Raw genomic sequence first — 26,540 nt, forward strand, 5'->3', positions numbered from 1 at the left:
TCACAGCTGACGCTTGTTCTCGGCTTCGGTCACCTCGAAGGCGACCGCGGTCTCGCGCAACCCCTTCGCCTGGTCCTGCATGCGCTCGGCATTGGCCTTCAACGAGCCGAACAGGTTGCTGCGCCCGGTGATATACCCCTGGTTGCCCTCGGCGAACTGTTTGCCCGGCTTGTCGGTGCCCCATGGGGTGCCACGCATCGCGGCGGAGGCCATCAGCTTGGCCAGGATCGCGTCGACGCGCTCCCCGACGTGCTCGAGTCCGGCTGAGCCGGTACGCAATCCACGGGTTTCGATGCGAATGGGTTCAGGCATTGTGTGCTCCTGTTCGTTGCTTCTTCTGCGGTCGGGGGTCGAGTGGCGGGGATGGCGGCCGGTGTACTGGTGCCGGCGGTGCCGGGTTCGGATCGCGGACGGCCAGGTAGAAGATGTCGTCGACCATGAGCAGATCGACGCGGTGGCCGGTGACCGGACCGATGGCGTGGAGGTTTCCCCGGGTGTCGTTGAACGAGAAGCGGAGGTGGAATTGTTCGGCGTACACCATGGCGGCAAACAGACCGATGTCGCCGAGGTGGGACCCGGAACGCACGAATTCGATCAGCTGGCGATCGAATTCGACAGCGCGCCAATGCTCCAGTGCCGCCCATTCGTGGGCGAGATTCGCTGGGGCCCAGTTCACATCACGCTGCGACTGGTTGAGGTTGCCGACCGCTTCGAGATAGCGGGTGGTTTTGAATCGGGGCAGGTAGTCGTCACGCTGAGCATGCAGCACGGCGGCGACTCGGCGCCGCGACTGTTCGCCGGTGGGCGCGGGCTCGACAGTCGCGAAGCGGTCGGGCATCGCCCGCCGAAGGGCATCCACCAGGTGATCTCCGTTGCGCGCCACCCGTTCCCAGACGTGCCCGGCAGGGGTGATGACGCCGTCGATATGGCCGATGAATTGGTTGCCCGGCAAGTTCAGTGACCGATCTGCTGTGCGCGGCTCCAGCGAGTTCCGCTGCGGCGAGGCGGCCTCGGCGGGGACGACGTCGGCGCGGACGATGTAGCGAAGATGCCCACCGTCCACCTGGGCCCGCACATGCAGGATCCGGTAGCTGCTCCCGCGCCGCAGCAGCAGTTCGGGTGCTGTCGGGTGAGTGCTTTCCTTTCCGAGCCACAGCGCCTCGGTGCCCGCGGGCACGATGAGCTCGAGCACGAATGGAGTATCGATCGTGTGAATCAGCTCGTTGCCGAGTGTGGCAGCCAGATACCGGGGTTCGGTGACAATCCGACCGCGGAGTTCGGTGGTGAGCGCGACAGCGAGCCCGATCCTGTCGCGTTCACCAGCCAGATTCGCCACTCGGCCCGCTATGGTCCCGGGCAGCCCGAGGTCGCCTGATTGCCGTTGCAGTATCCGCTCGAGCGTCGGCGCCTTTTTGATCGCCAGCACGCTGTATGACAGCGACTGGGCTCGATCTTGCTGTGTGAAGGCATGATCGAGATGCTGGACGAAATGGTCATGCCGCTCCCGCAGCAGTGTTTCCAGGTGCCGCACGCTCGTGGACTCGGTGATGATTCGCGGCGCCGCGTTCAAGATCGACTCGGACTTGCCCAGATTGAGAAAATCGTACCCGTCGAAGGTCGTGAGATATTGCTCGCCAAGCGCGACGATCTTGCCCACGCGGGTAGGATCCGCGGCCAGGTGCGCGATCAGCCTGCGATCGAATTCGCGCGAATGCGTTTCCTGATCGACCGCGAAGTAGTCCTTCTCCCGATGGTCTGCGTCCGGTCCGAGATCGAGTGCTACCGCAAGCCTATGTAGGTCGTCCTGGTGCGGGGCGACCAAGTCGTCGGGTGCGGTCGTGCGCTCCAGGTGCTCGGCATAGAGTGATTGCAGTCGGTAGGCGGCGTAGCGGTCGGTGGCCAGTCGTCGGATGTGGGCTGGGTCGGCCAGTTGACTATCGACCTCTGGAAACAGCGTGTACCGAACCGCTGCTAGGTAGGTCCGGTCGGGGAGCTCTTCTCTTGCTCGGGCAAGGTGGCTTTCGCCGAACTCCGTGCCTTGCGGACCAGAAGCATAAACCGAGCCGATCTCCCGGTGCGGCAACGGCCGAGGGAACTCGGGCTTGGGGTCGGGCGAGGTGCGGGCCGTGGGCATCGCAGCCTCCGGAACGGCGGCGTACACTCGCTCGTCGCGGACCAGCAGAGTGGCCAACGGACCATTTTCGGGTCCGAATCGCTGCACCACTCCGTCGTCCGCGTGCAGTACGAGCTGAATCCCCAGTACGTCGGCTGCTCCGCGCGCCAACACCTCGACAAAACTGTCGGCATACAGGCCGGCATCCGCGAAATCCCTTAGCCGTCTTTCGAATTCGATATTTCTCAGGAATCGATAGTCGGCGTCGAATCCGAATGCGTCCACGCCGGAATAGTCGATCGCGCTGCCGCCGTCGCGCATGACCTCGAGGCGTTTGTGGTGCTCGTCCCGCAGCAAGTCGACGCGGTGGGCGAACATCGGTGAGTAGCGCTCGACATCGACGGCGAGCTGCCTCAACGTCAGCCGCCGCAGCTTCGCGAGCGGGTCCGCGGCGGACTCGGGGGCCATCCCGTCCGGCGCAGGGAGAGCGTCGAGTAGCGCGGCGTTGCGCGGCTCAGCGTCGAGCAGCGCAGAGAAGAGGCGATTCCTGTTGCGGGGCATGGCTTTCCAGAGGTAGCCGGGTGGCGCGCCGACATCATCGACGGTGGAGGTCGGTATAGCGGCGGCGGCAGGGCCGTCCTCATCGTGCATTGGAGTAGGCGCGTGTACGAGGTCGTCGGACTGGTTGCTGTAGCACAGCACAGTGAATTTCGGCAGGTGCTCGAGGCCGATCGCGACGACGCCGCCTGCCCGCGGCAGCTCGAATCTGTTGCGTGGGCCATACATGCGGTATTCGATACCGTCGACCGGAGTGGGAAAGCGCCGCTCTCCCGCACGCTCTGGATCCGGCTCCATGTACGGAGTACTCCCCGGGTCCTCCAGGACAATTTTGATGGGCTGCCCGCTGGAGTCCATCTCGATACCGCGCACAAGGTATTCGTGGCCTCCGAAAAGACCGGGAACCTGTCGCGCGCCCTCCTGGTTGTGCCCGAGCACGGCGCTGCCGAGCGTTACCGTCGTGCCTTTGCTCAGTGCCGCCTGAATGGTGGTGGCGATGGCGCCGAACACCTGCGGGTAGTTCTGGATATTCGCGGTCCGGCCGTCCGGGTCGTACGCGTCCGCCATGTAGCGGTCGAGCGCCTCCACCTGGTCGGCCCATTTACCCTGCGAAAGCTCCTTCGCCACCGCCCGGAAATCGCGACGAACGAACTCGCGCGAGATGCGAACGGGCGCATCGCGGTCGTCGGGATTGTCCTTTTTCGCCTGGGCTTCCGCATCCCCCCAGTCGTCGAGATGCTTTCGCAAGCGTTCCTTCGCGCCGGTGAATATCGACGCCCACTCGTGCGGTGCGCCGAATTGTCTGCGTAAGGTTTCCGCCGTGAAGTTTATTGGATGTAAAAAGACCGTGTTCTCGACGCCGGAATGGAGCGGACCCCACTCGCTGCCGTACGACAGTATCGAGCCGATGCCGAGGCGGTCGGCAGCATCGGCCGATAATCCGTAATCAATACCGTGATACCCCTGCGCGCCGCCGAATCTCGCCGCGTATGCCTTCTCGATCAGTGCGGGCCACAGCGCCATACCTGGTATGTGCATTACCGCCTGACCGCTGGAAGTCCATGAGTTGTAATAGATTCTCTTATCCACTCGAACCCACTCCGGTACGCCTTCGGCAAGGAATCGTACGGCGACGGTGCCGTCGCCGTAGTCGTGAATCATCGAGCGGAGCAGACCTGGGCGCAGTGCCAGGTTTTTGAGATGAACGATCAGATAGCAATCATTGACTCTGCCTTGGGATACGTCATCGGTGCTCGGTCCCCGGCGATCGAACAGGGGAGAATCGTCCGCGGATTCCAGTATCGGCATAGACAGTACGTCGTATCGGTCGATGATCAGTACTCGTGAGCGACGGTCCGATTCGGCGGGATCCCAGATCCAACTGCGGTCGGCGCCGGCTGATTCGACCATGAAAGGATTGTCACCGGATAGCGCGACCAACTTTCCGTTGGCGTCGACGAACCGGAGTCCGGTGTGCTCGTTATCCCAATTCAGGTGGAGCCGGTCCTTATCCGGCTGGAATCCAGTCGACACCATCGATGCGGGAAGCTCCACCCACTCGCCGCGGTATTGCACCTCGATATGAGTGTCACTGTGATATGCATGGTTTATTCGAAGCTGCTCCGACTCGCCCGGTATCAGCGCGATGGCCTCGCCGTTCCCGCCGATCAGGACGAGATGCCCGCCCGGGGGGTTCGTCGGTATCGGTGGTGTCGTGGCCAAGGCCGGTCGATGCTCCGGAGCCCGCAGACCGTGTTCGGGAGCGGCCAGGTAGTAATCGGTCCCCAGGCGTTGAACAGGAACCCCGTCTTGTCCGAAGCGCAGCCCCGTCGCCGCGGCCGCCGCTTCGAACAGATCCGAGTCGATCCGGCCCGCGAAGGGACTGCGCGTATCCAGCAACGCTGCGATCTGGTCGTCGAGTGTGCGGATTCGGCTCTCGAGTGGACTGGTTTGCCGCTGGAGTGCCGGGCTGTCCGGCAGGTGGCCCTGGCGGAGTTCGATGCGGAGCGCCCTGCGCTGCTGGTCCAGTCGCCTCGCCACCTTGCTGCGTAGTCCATTGATCTCGGCGGTACGCGTGGCAGGCCCGTCACTCGGTCGCGGATGGACAGCGCGGTGCAGGAAATCGAAGAAGTCGTTGATGGGTTCCAGCACACGGCCTTCGAGGGCGGCCGATCCAGCAGTCGCCTCGGTGAGTTGCGGTACCTGTGAGCCGGTTTCGATCAAGTCGTCGATGACATGGGTCGGCTCTGCGACGGTCGTTGGGAGTGGCGGGATGGCCGCTCGGCGCTGTGGTCCGCTCGGCGGTAGTGCTGGCGCCGGTGTGGCAGGGAGCGGGGGCGGCGGGCCCGGCGGGCGTCGTGGTGCCGGGGTGACCGGTAGCGGAGGTGGTGGTCCCTTCGGGCGGGGTGGCACCGGTGTGATCGGCGGTGGAGGTGGCGGCCCTTTGGGGGGCGCGACACGTCGCGGCGATACCGCCTCCGGTCCGTAGAGTCCATGCGCGCCAGCGCCGCTGATATGCAGGGCGTGGAACTTGGGCAGGAGCTTGATATCGACGGCGATGACACCGGCCGCGCGGCGGAGTTCGCCCGGAGCGGCCAGGCCGTGTGAACGGTACTCGATGCCATCGCTCGGCCTCGGGTGGTTCAGCGCGTCGGCCGTTTCGGCGTTCCGGTAGGTCCAGGGGTTCTCCAAGATGATCCGGACCGGCTGGTTGGCTGCGTCGCGCTCGATGCCGATAACCGTATAAGCGTGGGTGCCGACCAGCCCGGGAAAGGCGGTAGCGTTCTCCTCGCCGTCGCCTAGACGGCGGGTGCCGAGGACCACGACGTCACGATGTGCCAGCGCGTACTCGATCCGGCTGGCCGTTTCGCGGGCCAGGATCGGAAACTCGGCGAGATCCCCCTTTCCGCCGAAAGCGCCGTCCATGTACGCGTTGAGGGCATCGACCTCGCGTGGCCAGTCCGTGAACTGTGTGGCAGTGAGAAACTCCGCGAACTGTTTGCGGATGAACTCGTCTCTTGTCCGATCCCGGATCTCCTTCGGTAGCGGATCGAATTCCATCTTGTGTGCGGCGCGGAAATGATTGTCCCACTGGCTTTTTGCGGCAAGGACTTTGCGTGCGAATTCGATATCACCGGTGGTGTACTTCTGCGCGAACTCGGTGACATGTTCGCCCAGGGCGTCGTGGATCTGGATGGTCGGCTCATAGTCCTCGAGCGCCCTTCGGATCAAGGTGGCTGCGTATGCAGGGCCGCGTTCGTCGAGCGTTGCCAGGATGTCATCGGCGCTGGGCTCGGTGGTGAACCGCTCGATCTCCGTGATGTGGGCACGTACGGTCGCGTCGACTTGTGCCGCGTCGAGGGCTTCGAGGACGCCTTCGAGCAGGGTTTCGGCTTTGAACTGTTCTGCGAAGCGCGTGATATGTGTGCGCATGGTCTCGGCGAGCTGCTGATGGAGGGTGTCGACAATCCGCTGGTGCGCGGGAGTGATGGCGGTCGAGGACCATTCACCTATCGCCGTGTCAACCTCTCGTCGCAGGTCCGCGGTCATCTGCGCGTGCATGCCGTCGACGTCCAGATTGTGCGCGGTGGGCTCCTGCTGGACTATCAAGGCCAGGCGGATGGCGTGGTTCAGCCCTCCTGCGAGTCGTGACCGCATGGTGTGGGTGATCTGTTCATGCAGCGCATCGAGGCTGAACCGCATAGGAGACAGGAAACGGGTGTCGGCATTGCTGCGGGTCGGCTGGCGGATCACGCCGTGCTCGTCCAGGTAGAAGCCCTTGCCCAATCGTCTGGCGGCCTGATACGTAATCCCGCGGTCGATCGCGTGATATCCGTTCTCACCACCGAATCGGGCCGCGTAGGCCTTTTCGATGAGGACGGCCCACATCGGTTCTCCGGGAAGATGTTTGACGAAGTGGCCGTCGCCGGTGCGCGGGTCTACATAGATCTGCTTGTCAACGCGGATCCATTCGTACGCTCCGTCGGCAAAGAATCGGACTCCGACGGTGCCGTCTCCGTAGTCGTGCAGCATCTCGGTGATGGCCCATGGGTCATGGAGGGCAAGGCTTTTGAGCGGTGCGATCAGATAGCAGTCGCCGATCGCGCCTTGTCCCACATCGTCGGGATGTGGGCCGTCGACCCCGAAAAGCGGATGGTTCGCACGATCGACATAACCAGGCATCGGCAGCGCACCAGCGCGGTCATCGATCCGAAGCGTCGCTGTCGCAACCGGATTGGACGGGTCTTTGATCATCTTCGCGCTGTGGGTCCCCGGAACATGTGTTGCGACGACCGGTTGATCATGCGCCATGATCACCGGGTTGTTGTGCGCATCGGCGAACCGGATTCCGCCGCCGTTCCCCGTCCAACGCAGCTGCATGGCCTCGACGACGAAGTCGTTCGCCAACAATGACTTCGGTACCCGGACGATCTCGTTGTTCGCCCGAACGGCATGGTGACCATCCGTAGTGATGGCGATTTCGAGTCGATGCCCAGTGGCCAGCCGGATGACCTTGCCGTCGGAGCCGATCAGCACGAGCGTGTCTTTCGGTACACGAACCGGAACCGGTGGAGCCGTTCGCGGGGGCGGTGCGACGGTGGGTGCGGGCGGTGCGTCGTCCGCGCGGGAGCCTCTCAGCGGTAGGTCATCGATGGAATCGCCGGGGAGCTCGTACTCGAGAAGCGACAGCAGGTGATCGCCGTAGGCGCTGGTGTCGCCGGACAGCGGCGTCTCGGGGACGGCGAGCTGATACTGGCCGCGGTCCAGCAGCAGTGCGGCGTCACGTCGCCAGTTCGCCGGTGCTCCCGTGTGTCGCGTGCCGCCCGAGGTGACGTAGTGGATTTCTTCCTGGGTGTGTATTTCCAGGTTCAAGCCGAGATAGCGGGCGGCCTCGCGGAGTAGGGGGTCCTGCGCGTCGTTGTTGTAGGCCAGGCTCGTTCGTAGGTCCTCGGCGTAGGCCCGGAATTCCTCATCGGAGATCTCACGGCTGTACTCGGGGCGGTAGGCCGCGTAGTTGGCGGCCATCGAATCGGCGATCTCCTGTCGCAGTTCGGGTACGCGAGACGTGAGATCGGGAGTCTCCCGGCCGCGTTCGCTGTCGATTCGGGCCAGTGCGTGTACCAAAGAGTCGCCATTGATTGGCATCTCTGCACCGTTGTGCGCCAAGGGATCCCACACGTAACCATCCGGTGCGGGGCTAGCGGCTACCTCGTGCTGGACCGCGATTCGCGGCGGCCCTTCGATAGTCGGGTGAGCCGGTCCGTGTAGACCGTAGGCGCCCGCACCGGTGATATCGAGGTAGCCGAACTTGGTCAGCTGGCTCAGCTCGACGGCGATGATTCCCGGGCCACGGTGTGGTTCACCTGGTTCGATTGAGCCCTCACGGTATTCGACGCCGTCGATGGGGGCGGGGTGGCGCGCTCGGAGGGCTGCCCCATCGAGCCGGTAGTCGTGCGGATTCTCCAGGATCACGCGTGCGGGAGGCCCTGGCTCGATACCGATCACCGAGTAGGCGTGATTGCCGACCAGCCCGGGGAATCTGGTTGTCTGACGGTCCTGGCCGAAGGAACGGGTGCTCAGCGACACAGTGTCGCCTCGCCTGAGCGCGTACTCGATCCGGTGACCGACCGCCTCGGCGAGGATGGGGAAGTCGGCGAAGTCGTTTGCCATCGTGTACGCGGCATCCAGATATGAAGTGATGCTGGAAACTTCGTGCCGCCACGGCGTGAAATGGCTGGCGAGAATATCTTGGAACACCTCGCGCTCGGTCGCGCGCCGGAACTCGGCTTTCAAGTCGCCGTGGGAGTTGTACCGAACTTGTTCGTCGGTCGACAGCTGCGCCCATTTCGCACCATAGTGACGTTCGTAGCGGTCGAGCCACTCGCGCCTGAGAGCCGGGTCGCTGAGTCGGCGGGCGAACTCGAAATCGCCGTGAATGTGTCCGTCCACGATGTCGGCGATCTCGTGTTCGAGGCCAGAACGCAGACTCCCGAACACGGATTTGATGTTGTGCGGGCTGATATCGTCCGGCAAGCCCGCGCGGACGGTCGCGGTGACCCGTCGATCGAGGGACTCGATGAGGTGGGCAAAGGTGTTCTCATCCGGGTCGACGGATAGCCATCGGCCCTGGGTTCGGGTGAGCCGTGCGTCCAGTGCGGCGGTCAGCTGTGCACGGAGATCAGCGTGCGATCGCGCAGCAGGGGCGCGGTTCAGGTATTCGGAGATGGTGTCGGTGAAATCGGTGCGCAAGGTTCGAATGTCGTTGTCCACGGCCGCGAACAGTGCCTTTCGCCCGATGTCGGTCGCCTGCCGCGTGACTGCTCTGGTGAGCCGCTGGCCAGCGTCGGCGGCCATCGGACCGGGACCGTCCGGGATGTGCGTGCGCAGGATCGCGCGGACCTGCGTATCGACGGCGTTGATGAGCCGAGTGTGGGCGTCCCGGTGGGTGTCACCCGGGAACCAACTACCCAGCCTTCGAGCGAATTGCTCGCTCAGCGCCTCGCTCAGTTGATTTCGTACAGTGCGCGCGTGCTGTGGCAGCAGGCCATGGTCGAAGTGGCCTGCGATTGTTTGCGCGCACTCAGCGGACAGGTTGTCGAATTGGCGGTCGAGCTTGCTTTCGATGGCATCGCGCACGATATCGGTGATGTCCGCGAAGGCGCCCGGGAGCTGCTGGCGGACGGTATTCGTGAGCTGCTGACGCACGGTGTCTGTGAGGGGCTCGTCCGGGATGAGTGTGCGCACTGCCCCCTCGACCTCTGGTCGGAGCGCGTCCAATCCCTCGATGAGATGACTGGCGGTACTGGATTGTGGATGATCCGCTGAGAAGTGCTCGCCGAGAATTCGGATGAACTCCGCGTGCAGCCGCTCGACGGTACGTCCGCGTTGCGCGCTGGTGTCGAGTTGCGCTGTGCTGCGGTCGAACAGCTCGGTGATGGTCTCCGTGATAACGGTGCGCACGGCTTGGATTTCCGCGTCCACAGCCTGGGTGAATTCCTGTCGCACGGTAGCGGCGATCTGCTGATCGAGCGCGTCGATGACGTCCAGGAGGGCGCGCCGATCAGGGGTATCCGTGAGCTGGCGTTGCGTGGTCTCTACGACCGCACGATCAAGGGCGGCTATGAGCCGGTTGGCGACATCCGGCGGAATACCGGCGGAGGACAGCGTTCGGGCGAACCCTGGGCGCAACGCGTCACTTATCTGCTGTGGTGTGTTGACTCCGTTCCGGTCATCGCCGAGTACTTCCAGCAGCGTGCTCACGGCCTGGAGGTGCAGGGCGCTGATCGGGTGCTCGAACCGATCGGTGATCGCGCGGCGCGCGACATCACTGAGCGCGAGCCCGGATTCCGTGATCACGGGGCGCGCGGCGAGGAGGTCGGCCAGGTTGGACGATCCTGGGAAGTGCGCGAAGGCGAGGGCGACTTCTTCGTGGAGATCGCCGATGATCGAGGCAGTGCCGGCAGCAGTCCACCTGTCGAGGGTTCGGCTGATCCTGGTGGGTAACGCATCGAACAGCTGCCTCGAGAACATCTCGGCACGCCGGGACGGCGATATCTCGTCGTGAAGACCGTCGAGAATGTCTGTGGTCGTGAAGTGCAGTTGCTCGGCAAGCCGTCGCCGCATGGTGTCGGTGACCTGCTGGTGCAGCGTGTGGGCGTCGAACTGCAACGGGGACAGGAACGTCGCATCGCTTACGGCGCGCACGGGCTGCTGCAGCCCGCCGCCGACGGCCTGGTGGAAATTCGCGCGCAATTGCTCGGCGGCCTCGGCGGGGATCCCGCCCCAGATGCCCTGGTATCCGTTTTCGTTGCCGAACAGCGCGGTGTATGCCTTCTCGACGAGCGCGGGCCACAGCGGATCACCGGGGTGATGCCTGGCGTAGTAGGCGTGCCCGGTTACCGGGTCGGCGTAGAGGTGTTTGCTGACGGCGATCCACCGCGGCTCGCCATCGACGAAGAAGCGGACACTGACCGTACCGTCACTGTTGTCGTGGATCATTTCGAGGATCGCGCCCGGGTTGAATCGGGCGAGGTGCTTCAGCGGCGCGATCAGGTAGCAATCGCCTGTTTTGCCTTGCGCGGCATCGTCTGGATGTGGTCGCCCATCCGCCCCGAACAGCGATTCGCCGCTGCGGTCGGCATAGACGGGCAGCTGCAACACCCGGTCCGGGTCGTCGACCTCACGCCACGCTGTTGGATCCTGGTTGTGCTGGCCGCGGATTCGTGCTTTCGTTCCCTCGGCCTGCGCTGCCACCGCTATCTGATCCGATGACAGCAGCACCGGCAGCTTCAGTTGATCGACAAATCGGATCCCGCTACCGTTCCCGTCCCATGTCAGGGTCTGGGCGTCGGGATCGAAGGTGAAATCGCTTGCCACAAGCGATGGTGGAATCAGCCGCGTTCGGCCGTCCACGAGCACCGGGAAGTTGTCGTACAAGGCGGTGCTGGTGTCGATCTGGAGCTTGTCGCCTGGCCCCAGGTGCACGATCTTGCCGTGGACATCGATCAGGACGAGCTTGTCCCTTGGGGGCGATACCCGAACCAGCGGAGGCTTTTCCACTTGCGGTGTGACCGCTGGCGCTTGCAGGCCGCGTTCGTATCCATCGGGGATGGGTAGCGCGTTGATCGTGTCGTCTACCCGGAGCCATCCCGCGTGGTCCTGGTTGCGTGGGTCGTGAATCCACTTCGTCGTTCCGGTGTCATGCACTGCGACAACAGGTTCGGTATTCGACAGGAGCACTGCCCGGTCGAGCGGGTCGACGAATCGAACGCCGCCGCCGGTGCCCTTCCACGTGAGCGTTCCGGCGGTCGGGTCGTGGCTGAAGTCGTTCCCGCTCAACGATTTCGGCACTCGCACCGGACCGTGTGGCGTCGATACCTCGAGCTCGTCGCCGACCACACGAGCCTGCAGTGGCTGGTCGCGTTGTGCCTGTGTCAGGTGCAGGACCTTGTTGTCGGCGCCGATGAGGACGAGTTCGCCTGCCGGTGCGTGGACCGAAACCATCGTGGGTGGTGCGAGTTTCGGGGTAACGGCAGGTGCGCGCAGGCCGAGTCGGTAGTAGTCGGGCAGCAGTTCGGCAGGCACGTCGATTCGGAGCCAAGCGGCCTGATCCCGGAACAGTGGATGCCTATTGCGTGGGTCGTGGACTCGCATGGCCTCGCCGTCGTGCACGAGCAGGACGGGTTGGTTGTTTGCGAGGTGTGTGGGGTTGCCGAGCGGGTCGACGAATCGGATACCCGCGCCGGTTCCGTTCCAGTGCAGGGTCTGGGTGGTGGGATCGAAGGTGAAGTCGCGTCCCGCGATCGACTTCGGCAGGTGTACCGCCGGTAGCGCCCCGGCTTTGACCGGTACTTCGTAGTGGTCGCCGACTGGCACAGCCGAGAACGTCATGGCCGATTGCAGATGTAAGTACCTACCGTCGGCGCCGATGAGGGTGAGCTCACCCTTCGGCGCGTGGACCGGAACCGCCGTGTGCGAAACCGGTGCCGCAGAAGCGGGTTCGCCGGTCGCCAGCGTATCGAGGAGGCTGCCCAGGTAGGGCTCGTCGGCTCCAGTCGGCCAGGCGTCCGCGGACGGCATGCCGTGGTCGACCAGCGGTGGTGTGGGCGGAATCAGCGGAGCGTTTTCGGGGGCAGCTGTGGTTTCCTGCGGGCTGGGATACGGCGACTCGATGCCGGCATCCGAATGATCCGGTATGGATGCGGTCGGCGGCGTGGGCGATGGCACGGTCGGCGTGGCAGCGGGGGCCAGCAGGTCGGCCGGTCGTTTCGCCTCGGGCAGATTCGGCGCGCCGGGGCCAACCATGTACAAGTCGCGAAACATGGTCAGATGATGGAGATCGACCGCGATCACGCCCGGCCCGGTGCGAAGGCCACCGGGGTTCACTGTGTCTTGTGTGCGGTACTCGACGCCTGCCAGCGGTTCCGGCTGGCGTCGTATGAGGTCATGCTGCGGCAGCCGGTGGTTCCACGGCTGTTCGAGGATGATGCGCGCTGGCCGTCCGTCCGTGCCTGATTCGACGCCGATCACCGAATAGGCGTGGCCGCCGATCAATCCGGGCTGCGCGGTGACATTCTCCCGACCCGGCCCGAACCGGAATGTACCCAGGTTCACCGAAGTGCCACGAGCCAAGGCCTCCTCGATTCGGCGGGCCAGCGCTTGGGGCAGGACAGTGAACGCGGCCGATGCGTCGGCGGAGGCATCATCGCCGTACACGGCCCGCATGTAGGCCCCGAGGGACGCTCTTTCTCGCGGCCAATCGCTGAACTGGTCTCTCTCGAGAAACGTCAGGAAGGTGTCGCGATAGTGTTCGCGATAGAGCTCTTCCATCGCTGATGGATCAGCTCTGTATCGTGACCGCTCTGTGGGAGTGAGTTGCTGCGCTCGTCGTGCGAGCTCGGTTTCGTGGTGGCCGTGCCAGGCGCGATCCTCGCTCAACAGTCGGCGGACGAACTCCATATCGGCCTTGATGTTGTCGCCGACGAAATTCTTGGTATCGGAAACCAAGCGGTCGGCAAGATTGGTGACCGCATCATATTTTGCCTGGGATTCGAGTGTGGTGTTGAGCTCGACAACCACGGCGGAAATATGCTCACGCACGCTCCGGGCGATCCGGCCGTTCAGGTCTTCCATGAGATTTCGTTCGGATTCGGTGGGGTTCGACGAGAACCATTCCAAGAGAGTTCTCGTGCTTGCGCGACGTAATGCGGTAGTCAGGTTGCCTTGTGCCAGGTCGGTGTCGAGAGGTCCGCCGGTCTCGGCGAAATCTGTGAACGCTCTATCGAATTGCTGGAGCAATTCCTTTTCGAGTGCCGAGCGCATGATCACGCCGATCTGCTCGTGCAACGCCTCCTCGCCGAATCGCATAGGTGACAGTGGCGAGCCGTCTTTGACGCTGAGCACGGGCCGCTGCACGCTCTCATCGCCTGCCAGGTAGAAACCCTTGTGCAGGCGCTGGGCGACTTCATGGGGGTAACCACCGCGGATGCCGGCATAACCATTGCCGCCGCAGAATTCTGCCACATACGCCTTGTCGAACAACGCGGCCCACAGTGGTTCACCCGGCGCATGTTTGGCGTAGTAGCCCTCGCGGGTCTGCGGATCGATATATATGTGCTTGTCCACCCGGACCCATCGCACGTCGCCGTCGACAATGAGTCGGACACCTATGGTGTTGTCTCCGTATTCGTGGAATACCTCGCGGAGCGCTTCCGGGCGATGGGTGGCCAGATTTTGGAGAACGGAGTGCAAGTAACAGGTGCCTGCGCGCCCCTGGCCGACATCGTCAGGATGTGGCTGGTTGCCGGATCCGAACAATGGGTCGGTGCTGCGGTCGACGTACACCGGAATGTGCAGTACTTCGCTGGGGTCCTTGACCGCAATCCAGGCATTCTCAGCGCGGTTCTTCGGATCCCTGATCGACCATCCGACCTGGTCCCCCGACGGGGGTTTCAGGACAGCAGGCTCGGTGTGCGGTAGATACACCACCTGTCTGCCTTGATCGATGAACCGGATGCCGCCGTTTGTCCCTTCCCACTTCAAGACGACGGAGCTCGGGCCGCCGCCGATCTTACGGCGCACCCCCAGGACCTCTTCGACGAGCGCTTCTGGTAGTCGTGCCTTCCCGTGCGAGGTGACCACCTCGTAGTGGCCGTTGAGGAAGGTCGCGGCCACGACCGGCTTGTTCCTGCTCAGTCGGACGATTCCGCCGTCGGAGCCGACCAACACGAGGTCGTCCCTGTGTACGCGATACGGGATCGGCGGTGGCACAGCGAGCTTCGATGCGGCCGTGGGCGTCGGGAGGTTCGGTTCCTGGAAGGGCTCGAACTCCAGCTGCGCGAGGAGATGGTCGCCGAAGAAGGTTTCGTCGAGGTCGCGGGCGAACCAGTCACCCTGTCCCCGCGGGTTTGTGCGGGCAGGTCTGCCGTCGCGCTGTACAGCCAGGTGGTAGTGCCCGCTGTCGGCGTCGTGGAACAGGACATGTGCCGGCAAATTGGGCGCTCCATGCCGCAATGACGTTGTCTCGCCTGTCGAGTCGACGATGTCGAGGTTCAGCCGCAACGCACGTGCCACACCGGGGAGTAGTGGACGTACCTCAGTGGATTCCAAAGGTCCAGTCGTGCGCAGAGTTTCGAGGTGCTGCTGGTACTGCGCTGCGAGCAACTGGTCGAAGGTCTGATCGAAGAGAGAGCGTCGAGCCGTCTCGGCCCGGCTCGCAACGGGGTCGTGCTCATCGAGATCGAAGACTTCTCGTCGGAAGTGCTCCGCGCTTTCGAGTGCGGCGAACCGTCCGGCCTCGAGATGGTGCTCACGGTTGGCGACCAACTCTCGGACAACCTCGGCCCGCACGGAATCGGCGGTCGCGGTGCTGTCGCTCCCTGTCCGGATGATGCGAGCGATAGCGTGGAAAGCGCCATCACCATTGGCCGCCATGGCTTCCCAGCGACCCTCGGGTGGGTAGATGCCGTTGATGTGATCGCGGATGTCGCCGTTGTTGCGAGCCACGGCTTCCCGCACTTCGCCATGGGGTGCGGGTACCTCTTCGGCAACGGCGGATAGCGCCGGGCTATCCGGTGTGTGGTGGGCAGATACCTTGTGCTGCACCGCGAATCGGGGCGATTGTTCGGTATCCGGTCCGTAGAGACCGTGGGCGCCTGCGCCGGTGAGGTCGAGAATCGTGAATTTGGCCAGGTGTCGCAGTTCGACTGCCAGGAATCGGGAACCGTCTTGGTTCGGATCCGCCAAGTGGATGTGTGTGGGCGATCCATCCGCGGACTTCCGCACGCCGGTGACCGAGTAGACATGGGTGCCATCCAGTCCGGAGGCGGTGTCGGTGTCCGTACCGAATTCGTGCGTACCGACCGTGACGACGGTGCCACGCTGCAACGCGTAGTCGATCCGATGTGCGACCGCTCGAGCCAGCACCGAGAAGTCGGATCGTCCGGCCTCGTGACCGGGTAAGCCGTATATGTCCTCTATGTAGCCCTGGAGCGCGGCGGTCTCGGTGGGCCACTGCGTGAATCGGCGCTCGAGAAACTCCTGGAAGCGTGTGGCGAAGTAGTCGCGCCAGAAATTTCTCATCGCATTCGTGTCGTGCTGCAGTGCCGACCGCTCGTCGTCGGATAGCCGGTACCACGCCCCGTGAGTGCCGTTGTCGTGATACCGATCCCATACGCGTTCCGAGGCGAGAAGTCGGCGGGAGAACTCGATGTCCGCGGCAGCCCCGCTGTCGGCTTTGCGCACCAGTTCAGTGACTTGCGCATGCAGCGTGTCGAGGTCGAAACGCATGGGCGACAGGAATTCTTGGTCCTCGATGGTGCGGACCGGCTGCGGCCGCCACCCGCGATCGTCGACATCGGGAATCAATCGCGCCGCGACCGTACCCGCGTTGCCGCCGTCTATGCCCTGATACCCGTTACCGTCACCGAACGCCAAGGCATAAGCCTTCTCGATCAGGGCGGGCCACAGCGGTTCGCCGGTGCGGTGCCATGCGAAATAGCCGTCCTGCGTGCTCGGGTCGACGTAGATGTGCTTGTCGGTGACGGCCCACACCTCGTCACCCTCGTCGAAGAACCGGATGGCGACGAAGCCGTTGCCGTAGTCGTGGATCATGTCGGTGATCGCACGCGGGTTTTGCTCGGCAGTGCTTTTCAGCGTGGCGATCAGGTAGCAGTCGCCTACGTTGCCTTGCCAGGCGTCGAAGGGGCGGGGCAGGCCGCTCGGCGGGTACAGGGGGTCGTCACGGCGATCGACGAGCTCGGGCAGGGACAGTGCGCTGTCCGGATCGTCGATCCGAATCCATGCAGCGGAATTCGGCTCTCGCGGGTCGCGGATCAGTTTGTTCGTGCCTTGCTCGGCCACTGCCACGATCGCCTGGTCACTGCGCAGCAGCACCGGATTTCCGAGGCCGTCGATGAATCGAATGCCGCCTTCGTTTCCTTGCCAGTGCAGGGTTCCGGTGGCGGGATCGGTGATGAAATCCTGCTCCAGGAGCGAGGTGTGCACTCGTATCGGTCCGGCAGGGATTTCCATCGCGTAGTGGTCGTCATCGGTGAACCGGCCGGGCAACGGCTTCGCCTCGCGCAGAGGGACGACCTTGCCGTCCTCGGCGACCAGTATCAGTTCGCGCCCAAGCACTTTGACGGGAACCGGGACGGGGTTGCCTGGTTCCGGAAATTCCTCCACTTCCAGATGCGATGCACGCCGGTCTGTTTCGCTGGAATGGTCGGGCTGCTGCGCGGTCTGCGGTTCGGCCGCCACCGGCGGGAGTGCGGGGCCGGCCGGTTCCCGTGCAGGAACGACGTCGTGCCCGAGCCGATGAACTTCACCACTGCCGGACAGTTGCAGTGCGGCGAACTTGACGACATGCGTCAGATCCACCGCAATGATCCCGGGCCCACGACGTGACCCGCCCGGGGCGTGTTGGTCGCCCCTGCGGTATTCGATGCCGGGGACTGGATCCGGCGAACTCGGTGGAAGCAGAGCGCCGGGCAGCCGATAGTTCCAAGGGTTCTCCAGGATGACTCGAGCGGGATTGCCATGGTCATCCCGTTCGATGCCGATGACCGAGTACACGTGATTGCCCACTAGCGGACCCGTGTCGGGTTTATGAGTGCCTACGGTCACCGCGGTACCGCGCGCCAACGCTTGTGCGATCTGGTGTCCGACCGCCTGGGTGAGGATCGGGAAATCGGTCAGGTTGGCGGGCGTATCGGGCTTGGGGTAGACGGCCTGGATGTACTCGGTCGCGGCACGGATCTCCAGCGGCCACTCCCCGAAGTGCTGTCCGAGGAAATCATTGAACTGCGCATGATAGAACTCGGTCCAGACTCTGGGTTTCTCGATCGAGTACTGGAGGAACTCCTCGACCGGAGCCGTCCATAGCTCTGCTTGTTTCTCCGCCGTCCGATCCGCATAGTGTTGCTGCCAAGCGGATTCGGCGTCGATCAGCCTGCGAGCGAACGCGATATCACTGCGGATCCCGCTGTGCTGGACAGCCTCGGTGACCCGCTGATGGAGATCGGTCTCGAGCTGGTTGTGCAAGGCTGCGGCGAGTTGGAGTCGCTCAGCGGCGGTGAAATTCCGGCCGATGATGAGGGGCGGGAGCTTCTGGCGCATGATATCGGCGGTTTGCGCGCCCATCCTATCGATGAGTGCGGACACGGCAGGCAGGTTCTGTGTGCCCTGGAACTCCGCTCTGAGTTCGGCAAAACCGTTACGAAGGTTTTGGATGATCCGCTCGCGCGAATATTCGCTACCTCTCTCGATCGTGCTGATGCTCGCGATGGTCTGTGTGATCTGCGCGCGCAGGTCGCGGGCGATCCGCTGGCGGATCGTCTCGCTGAACTGTCGCTGCAATGTGTCCGCGTCGAATCGCATGGGGGACAGGAACATTTCGTCGGTTGTCGCGCGCCAAGGATTCTGCAGCAGCCAATGATCGGTGTCGTAGAAATCGTTGCTCAATCGAGAACTGGCAAGGGCGGAATAGCCGGAATCGATGCTGTGATAGCCATTTTCATCGCCGAAGGCGATCGTGTACGCCTTCTCGACCAGCGCGGCCCATAGCGGCTCTCCAGGCCGATGGTCCGCGTAGTAGCCGTACCCGTTGTGCGGATCGACATAGATTTGCTGATCGACGCGGACCCAGTGCGGTCTGTTGTCGTAGAAGAATCGGACGCCGACGGTGCCGTCACCGTAGTCGTGAAACATCTCGATGATGGCGTTCGGATTGTGCTCGGCAAGGTTTTTCATGGCGGCGATCAGGAAACAGTCGCCGACCCCGCCCTGTACGGCATCGTCAGGATGCGGCCCGTCCGGTCCGAACAGCGGTTCGCCGCTGCGATCGGCCAACGTCGGCATGCGCAACGCTCCGGCCGGATCCTGAACCTCGAGCCATGCCGACGGGTCGCGGTTCTGGGGGCTCCGGATCGACAGGCTGTTCCCTTCGCCCGGCAGGGCGATGATCGGTGTGCTGTTCGATAGCCGGACCACCGTGCCGAGCGGGTCGACATATCGAATACCACCGCCGCTGCCGTCCCACGAGAGGACTGTCATACCGTCGAAGATGGTTGCCACGATGAAGTTGTCTTGCAGAAGCGACCTGGGTAGCCGAACCGACTCGTCCTGCACCGAAATGGTGAGGTGGTGCTCATCTGACGACTGGACGAACCACAAATACTCCTTTGTCGGCTGAAACACCTTCCCGTCCGCGTCGATCAGTACGAGCTGTCCATCGTCTACTCGAACATGTGCAGGCGGAGTCGGGGTCACCGCCGATGGTTCCGCAGGCGCCCGCACGATGTCGTCGGTGTAGTTGCCGAAATAGGTTTCGTGCAGTTCGGGCACGAACCATTCGCGCCTGCGGTAGTGGTCCGGGTTGACGGTGACGGCGGTGCCGTTGTCGCTGACGGCGAGATGGTATCGGCCACTGGCGGTTTCGTCGCTGAGTAGGACGTACGCAGAGGGCGTTGTCAGCCGTCCGTGTGTGGCGGGTGCCGCCGGTCGGCGTAGTAGCGCGAGTGTCTGACCGTCGGTGGACTGGACGACATCCAGCTCGAGCCCTGCGGCACGGGCTGCCAGCGGAAGTAGTTGGTCGGTCGCGGTGTGGTCGAATGTGCCTGTCGTGCGCAGGAGTTCGAGCTGGCGGTGGTATGCGGAATTCCGGTTCTGTTCGAACAAGGTATCGAATTCGCGACGCCGCGTGTGCTCGCGTTCTTGGATGATGCGGTTGTTTGTCGAGTTCACAAAGGCAACACGGCGGCGCTGCTCGGTCAGTTGCCGTTCTGCGAGATCGTCGGGAAGGAACCTGCCGAGGTACAGTTCCCGGTTGCGGGTCAGCTCGTCGATTGCCAGAGCGCGTAACACCGAAGGTGCGTCGGCTTCGGTACGTCCCAATGCGCGGGCGATCGCATGGAATACGCCGTCCCGCTCACCCGGCATGGAAATCCAGCGACCCTCGGGTGGGTAGACGCCGTTGATGCGGTCGTGGATGTCGCCACCCGGGTGAGGGCGTTCGCCGACGACCGTCGCCCCGATCGCGGCGACGGTTGGCTCGGGCGGGAGTTGCGGTGGTGTGACTTCGGTCGGATGGACCGGGTGCTGTGCCGCAGTGGCAGTGGGGGTGGTTGTGTGCGCCGGGTCGGCGGAGGCGACGGCCGGGCCGTGTAAGGACATCGGGTCGATGGGGGGTTGGGACTGCGCTGATCCGTGGGGGACGTTGGCGGTGCGGTCGCTCATGGAGAGCGTGGTGAACTTGGGCAGATGTTCCAGATCGATCGCGATGATTCCCCGCGCGCGGCGTGTCTCGTGAACGTTGCTCGGGCCATACATGCGGTACTCGATCCCGGGTACCGGGTCCGGGTAGACATCGAACGGTTTTGCCCCGGCTGCTTGCCAGCGCAGCACGGTATCCCGCTGCAGCTCGAGGACGCTGATGGGTTGCTCCAGGGAAGCGAGCCGCGTTTTATGGTCATCGACCAGAATTTGCAGGTCTTCGATCTCTGGACGTAGCAAGTTTATGCGTTCGTTCAAGTCGGCGATATTCCGAACGGCCGCTGCTTTTGCCTCATCGGGCCCGGTGAGTGCGGTGGGCAGGTGCCGCTTGGCCTCGTGCCGCAGCTGATCGAGCTGTGACGTCGAGGTGGCGATCTGCTCTTCGGCAACGGAGATCGTTCGCCGCATCATGGCGATAGTCGGCCCGAGCTCGGCACTTTTCTCGGCGATTTGTCTGTCGAGCAGCGCGATTTGTCGCGTCGGATTGGTTTCCCGCGGCTGATTACTCCAGGGATTCTCCACAATGAGCCGAACGGGTTGCCCGTTCGCATCTCTTTCGATGTCCAGCAGCAGGTACGAGTGTTGGCCGACCAGGCCAGGGACGGCGGTGGTGTTCTCCGCTCCCGACCCGAGTGTATGGGTGCCCAGAAAGACTGCTGTATCGCTGCGCAGTGCGGAGGCTAATGTGTCGGCTACCGCCCTGTTCATATGTTCGAAGTGGCGGATGTTTCGATCTGGCCCGGCTTCCGAATAAACGGAATTCACAAAGTCGGTGAGGCGATTCTTTTCGTCACGGAATTGATCTCCGAAAATTTTGTCGAGCAACGCCTGAAAGTCGTCGCGAACAAACGCCGAGTACTCTCGGTCCAAAGCGGCTATGTCGTTACCATGCACCTTCTGCAATTCTCGGTGCTTAACGATCGAATTGAGCTCATGGAGAATTGAATCGGTGGAGTCGACGACGTGTCGCGCCAGCTCTAATGGTATCCCGAATTGTTTTGCCAACGTTGTCGGCGCGAATCGCATCGGGTGTAGATAAAAGCCGGTATCGATCGAGCGCGCGGTGCGGTTGATGCTGCCGTCCGGAAGGGTGGAACCGAGGCCGAGGCGATTCGCCGTGATACCGGCGTGACCGCCGCCATCTATGCCTTGGTAGCCGTTCTCGCCGCCGAAGCGCGCGGCGTACGCTTTCTGGACGAGCGTGGGCCACAGTGCTTCTCGGTACACCGGGACCAGTGGCGGGTGGCCGTCCGCGGGAGCATGCCCGGCGTAATGGCCTTGTCGGGTTTCCGAGTGGACGTAGATATTCTTGTCGACGCGAGTCCAGTCGGGTTCGCCGTTCTCGAAGAATCGTATGGCCACCGTGCCGTCCGGATATTCACGAATCATTTCCCGGAGCAGATCCGGTCGTCCGCCGAGGGCCTTGAGGGGGGTGAACAGATAGCAGTCGCCGAGTGCGCCCTGACGGACATCGTCCGGTGTTATCCACAGTTGGTCGGTGTACGGCTCCGGCTTCCTGAGGAAAACCGGTGCATCCGTTCGATCTTCTATCGTTGGTATCTGTAGCGCCGAATCGGTGTCGCGGATCGGGATCCACTTTTCCTCTTCGGTGGCTCTCGGATCCCTGATCCACTTGGTATCACCTTCACCATGCTTGACCGCGATGGTGGCACCGTTCGCGAGTTCGATCGGTTGCCCCCATGGGTCGGTATATCGGATACCGCCACTTTTACCGAGCCATCTATTGCCGTTGAAGCCTGCTTCGAGTATCGATCGCGGCAGAACTACTGCCTTGTCGTTGTAACGCACAGAGAAATGGACGTTATCGCCGGGGATCGGCGTCATGATGAGGTCTGTCTGTGTGCGGGGGAGCCGGATTGTCGTGCCATCCGTGCCGACGAGGATCAGGCCTTCGTTCGGGACCTTGACCGCGGCCGCGGGTTGCCGTGCCAGCGCTGGGGCGGTGCCCTGGGGTGCACTCAGCCCGTGGGCCTCGACCGCCAAATAGTAGTGATCATCGGTCTGCAGGAGTACCGGGTGCGTGCTGCCCGGCTTGGCTGTGCCGAGATGTTCGATGCCGCTCCAACTGCGTATCTCGACATGGGCCGACGTCGCGGCGGCGGCCTTCCGCAGGAGGGGATCGGCATGCGTTCCACCGAAGGGCCCCGACGGCGTTCGTAGCTCTCGCAGCTGATCATTGAGCTGTCGGATGCTCTGCCGCGCTCCAGCGATGCGCAGCCCCAGTGCGATTCTCTCGTTGGGGCGCGCGTCGCGCTGCTTCGCGCTGTCCGTGCTCAGCTGATCCGAGATCGCCGCGCGTTCATGCTCGAGCGCGGCCGCGACGGTCCGCCGCAGGGTATCCATCGCCAGCGTCCGACCGTCGGGGTCGGGGGTCTTCGCCATGTGGTCGACTCGATACAGGAAGTCGGTCAGATCCGTAATTCGTTCCCACACATGGCCTTTCGGTGCCTCGACGCCATCGATGCTGGACGTCAGGTTGCGGTGACTCATGTCGGGCGGCGCCGAGGGGGCCGGATCCACGACCGAGATCGGCGCACGGCTGGGGGAGGCGGCTTCGACGCTGATCGGTGTGGCGGTGGGTGTCGATACGGAAAGTTGCTGTGTGTGGACGTTGCTGGTGTGGCGCGGGGTGTTTGCGGACGGTTCGGTATTCAGCTTGCCGAGCAGGTCGTCGCCGAAGTAGGTCTCACCGTGGTCAGGGGTGAATTCTCCACCCGCTTTTCGCGGTGCGGGGTTGTCGGTGACCACGGTGCCGTCGCGGTGGACGGCGACGTGATAGGCGCCCTGTTCGGTGTTCTCGCGGAAGAGGAAGTGGGTGGATTGGCCTGGAATTCCGTGCAGCAGTGGGGTTCGGTGACCGCCGGGGTGGAGCACGACCAGGTTGAGTTGTAAGGCGCGGGCGGCGGCGGGCAGTACGAAGTCTGCTACCTCGTTGTTGAATTTGCCGGTCAGGAGCAGGATTTCGACCTGGCGATCGTATTCGTCCGCGCGCGCCTTGTCGAAGTCGGCGCGGCGGGTGCGTTCGGTGGCTTGCGCGGCCTCGTCATGGTCTTCGCTGTCGAAGGTGGCGCGGCGAGTGTCCTCTGCGCGTTGACGTTCGGCGAACGAGTCGGGGGCGAAGAACGGTAGGTACTCATCGCGGTTGGCCATGAGTGTTCCGGCCACGTGGGCGCGCAGGTCGCCGGGTGCGTCGGCGTCGGTCATGCCCAGGGTGTGGGCGAGGGCGTGGAACATGCCGTCGCCGTTGCGCGGCATGGCTTTCCAGCGGCCAGATGGCGGATACACGCCACCGATGTGGTCGCGCGGTTCTTCGCCGTGCGCCGGGCTCGTTGTCGATTCGAGTGCGTGTGGCGATGCGGCTTCGGCTGTCGCCGGTGCGGCTTCGGCTGTGCGACTCGTGGTATGCGTGGGTAGCGATGAGGTGCGCGGCGGTATGTGCGGTCGCGTTCCGTCGGTGCGTGGCGGGATGACGGGGCGGGCCTCGTTCGCGGTAGGGCGCGATGAGGTGCGTGGTCGAATGTCCGGTCGTGTTCCAGCGGTGGGATGTTGCGGCTCGGTGGCGCGCGTCGCCTCCGAGTGCTGGGTGGTTGGCTGGTGCTGATGTGGTGCGGTGCCCTCGCTGCCGGGCGCTGTCGAGGGATTGCCGGAGGTGATTCGGTCCCACAGACGAGCGATGTCGCTGTATACCGACGTGCCACTGCGGCGCGGTGGTTTGACGTCGAGGGGCGGGCGATCGGCCGCTATCCGGGCGAAGGAACGCAACGCCTTCCCGGCGTTCGCGCGATCGCTGCCCTCGAATCGGTAGTAGTTGGAGTGGGCGCCATGCGGGTTGCCGAAGTCGCGAGGAAAACCGGTTTGCAATCGCGTGGCGCCGAAGTCTCTGGTGGACGGGTCGACGCCGAGCCCGGCGACGACGAGTTGGTTGCGGGTGCCTTGCCTGCTGGTACCCAGTTGGGTGATCGGGTCACGGCCGGAGGACGCCACGAATACCTTGTTCGGTGGCAGGCCGAATTCCGCCGATCGAGCCAGCGGTCCCGCACCTGGCGACCCCAGCAGAGTGATGGCGCTGACCTCGCTCTTCAGTCGCCCGCCCTGTCCGGCGTAGGAGGTGGCGACGCTGCCGTAGCTGTGGCTGAAGATGTAGTTGAGCGGCAGCGAATTCGCGGCTGAGTCGGCTGATGTGCGCAGACGCCGTACTTCATTGAATACCGCGATGTCGTGCGCCAGCCGCGCGCCGCCCTGCTGTGCGAGGGTGGGGGTGACGATGCTCTTGATCGTCTTGACGATGTTGCCGGGCTTGATCGTGCTCTGCGGGGCCTCGTAACCGATCCAGACGACCGATGCGGCGGTCTTGTCGTTGTCCAGCCAGCGGATGGTCTCCAGGAAGTGGTTGCTCGCCGCTTTGAACTTGTAGTCGAGCCTGAGCAGGTTGGTGCCGACGCCACCGACATGCCACGAGACCGAATGCGCGGTGTCGACATCGCCGATCGCGAGGACGATGCGGCCCCGGCCGTTATACGCGGCGGCGTCGTAGCTCAGTACGTGCACCTTCGGCGGTGCGTCGTGCGGCCAGGGGTTCTCTGTACCGCGGATATCGACCAATTCTCTTGCAGCATCGGTGAATTCGTTCAGCTGGTGGATCGTGTCGCGGAGGTTGGTCAGTGCCCGCTGTTCGACCTTTGTCAAACGCTCACCGGCTGCGGCGCGGTCCTTCAGTGCGCTGTAGTCCCGATGGATCGCGGTCCGGTTCGCCAGGTCGCGATCGCCCGCGGGGAGACCCTCGGTCCGTCCGACTCGATGTGGTTCGCTCCAGGTCAGGGCGGTGCGTTCGGCCTGGCTCAGGTCGGACCACGCACGGAAGGCGTTGTCGGCCTTCTGTTTCGCGGCGACGATCGCATCGGCGGTTTCGGTGTGAATCCGCTCCTCGGGTATTCCGCCGAGCAACGAGTCCCACCTCGTACGCAGATCGGTGAGCGCGTCCGGTGTGAGCGCGGAGGTGAGCGGGTGCGCGGCATCCGGATTCGCTCGCTGGCTGTCGGGCGAAAGGTGTTGTGGTGCTGGATCTTGCGGTCGATCCGCTCCGTGCTGGAGTTGCGTTTCGTCGCCGTGTACCGCGGGGTCTGTTGTGGTTGCCGGTTTGGGCGCGACTTCGGTTGTGGTGGTGGCGGTCTCGGGCGGTGGCGGGGCGGAGGGCCGTGGTGGGACCGGGGCAGCCGCGTCGTAGGTATGGGGTAGGGGCGACGTCTGCGGCGGGATGGCGGTATGTGCCTGATCAGCGTCGGGCACTGCCGACGTGTCGGGCGGAGTGTGCGACTGTGTTCGTCCTGTGTGCGGCCCCTGTGCCGTGTGATGGGGCGCTGCGGCAGGGTCTGCCACTGCGAGGAAGTAATGATTGCCGATCAGTAGCAACGTGGCATCGGGCTGCCAGTTCGGCGGGCGGTCATGGTGTCGGTTGCCGTCGCGCTCGAGGTAATCCACGCCCTGTGTTCGCGGCTCCGCACCACCCGCCCGATGGACTTCGAGATTCATGCCGAGGTGCGGCGCGGCTTCGTACACCATGAAGTCATAGAGGTCGTTGGTGTAGAACTCGTTGCCGCGCAGTTGCTCGAGCTGGGCCGGGAACTCTTCGAGGGAGATCCCCAGATAGCGTTCGGGATTCGTCTCGAAGTTGGTGGCTATCGAATCGGCGAGATCGCGGCGCAGCTCTCGGATGCGGGCGTCGAGTTGAGCAGGGGTGCGGCCCGGCACCCTTTCGGCGAGAGCGAGCGCTTGCAGGAGGCAGTTGCCGTTGCGGACCATGCTCTCCCACTGATAGCCCTGCGGCGCGGGAACATTGGTGAGGTCGGGCTCCGTTACCAGGACGACATCATCCAGCACCCACTGCGGGATGGGTTCGAAGCCGTCCGAAGCGATGGCGTGTTCGGTGTTCGACAGTGCGTGGGTGGTGGTCGGCTCGGTCGTCGAGATCGGTTCTGTTACCGCCGCGGTGAGGGGTACATCGAAGGACTGTCCGGAGCGCGCGGCGATCCCGGTCGACCGTGCGGTGTCCGCCTCGGCCCGATCACCGGATTCGCGTGCGGTGCCGGGGAGGGCAGACCGCGATGCCGACCTGTCGTTGGTCGTCGCGGATTCCTTACTGACCGAGGATGATCCACTTTGCTGCGCCGACCTGCTGTTGCTGTTCTCCACGGTGCCGCCCGGCAATCCACTGCGCTGCACCGGCCTACTGCCGCCGGACGTGGCTTCGGTGCTGCCGGATAGACCCGCGCCGCGCTGCGGTGGGATCGTGGGTTTGGTCGTGGATTCGCCAGTGGTGGAGGGCGAACCGCTGCGCTGTCCCGGCGCGGGGTTGTGCTCGACGCTGGTCGGCTTGGCCGGTCCGGTGTGCGGCGCCGTGACAGAACCGGGCTTCCCCGTGCCGGCCGGACTGGAGGAATCGATGCTCGCGCGGGGGCTGGAGCCGTCGGTGCGCGGCCGTGATTCACCGCGTTGCTGCGGCGAATTCGACTGTTGGGGACTGCCTTTCGATGACGCCGAACTCTGGTCGACGGTCGGCTTGCGGTCGGTCGCTGCCTTG

General features: G+C 63.9%; 2 protein-coding genes (1 of these 2 running past the window's edge). Both read right to left on the minus strand.

Features of this window, described 5'->3' with window-relative positions:
• Nucleotides 1–312, minus strand: coding sequence for a hypothetical protein (locus tag ACIG5A_RS17790; RefSeq protein ID WP_397241283.1), 312 nt, complete (start codon nucleotides 310–312; stop codon nucleotides 1–3).
• On the minus strand, nucleotides 305–26,540 hold the 3' portion of the coding sequence (locus tag ACIG5A_RS17795) for a C2 family cysteine protease (RefSeq protein ID WP_397241284.1). Its footprint extends 1,082 nt past the window's final position; 26,236 of the gene's 27,318 nt are visible here — the last part of the coding sequence; the start codon falls outside the window, past its right edge; its stop codon occupies nucleotides 305–307. The genes ACIG5A_RS17790 and ACIG5A_RS17795 overlap by 8 nt, the downstream gene beginning before the upstream one ends.

Origin of the sequence: Nocardia sp. NPDC052566 (genome assembly GCF_044547285.1) — a bacterium.
GTDB lineage: Bacteria > Actinomycetota > Actinomycetes > Mycobacteriales > Mycobacteriaceae > Nocardia.

What these genes read in the sequence shown, in the direction of transcription:
- ACIG5A_RS17790 (WP_397241283.1), bottom strand. Translation starts at nt 312, where the DNA reads ATGCCTGAACCCATTCGCATCGAAACCCGTGGATTGCGTACCGGCTCA.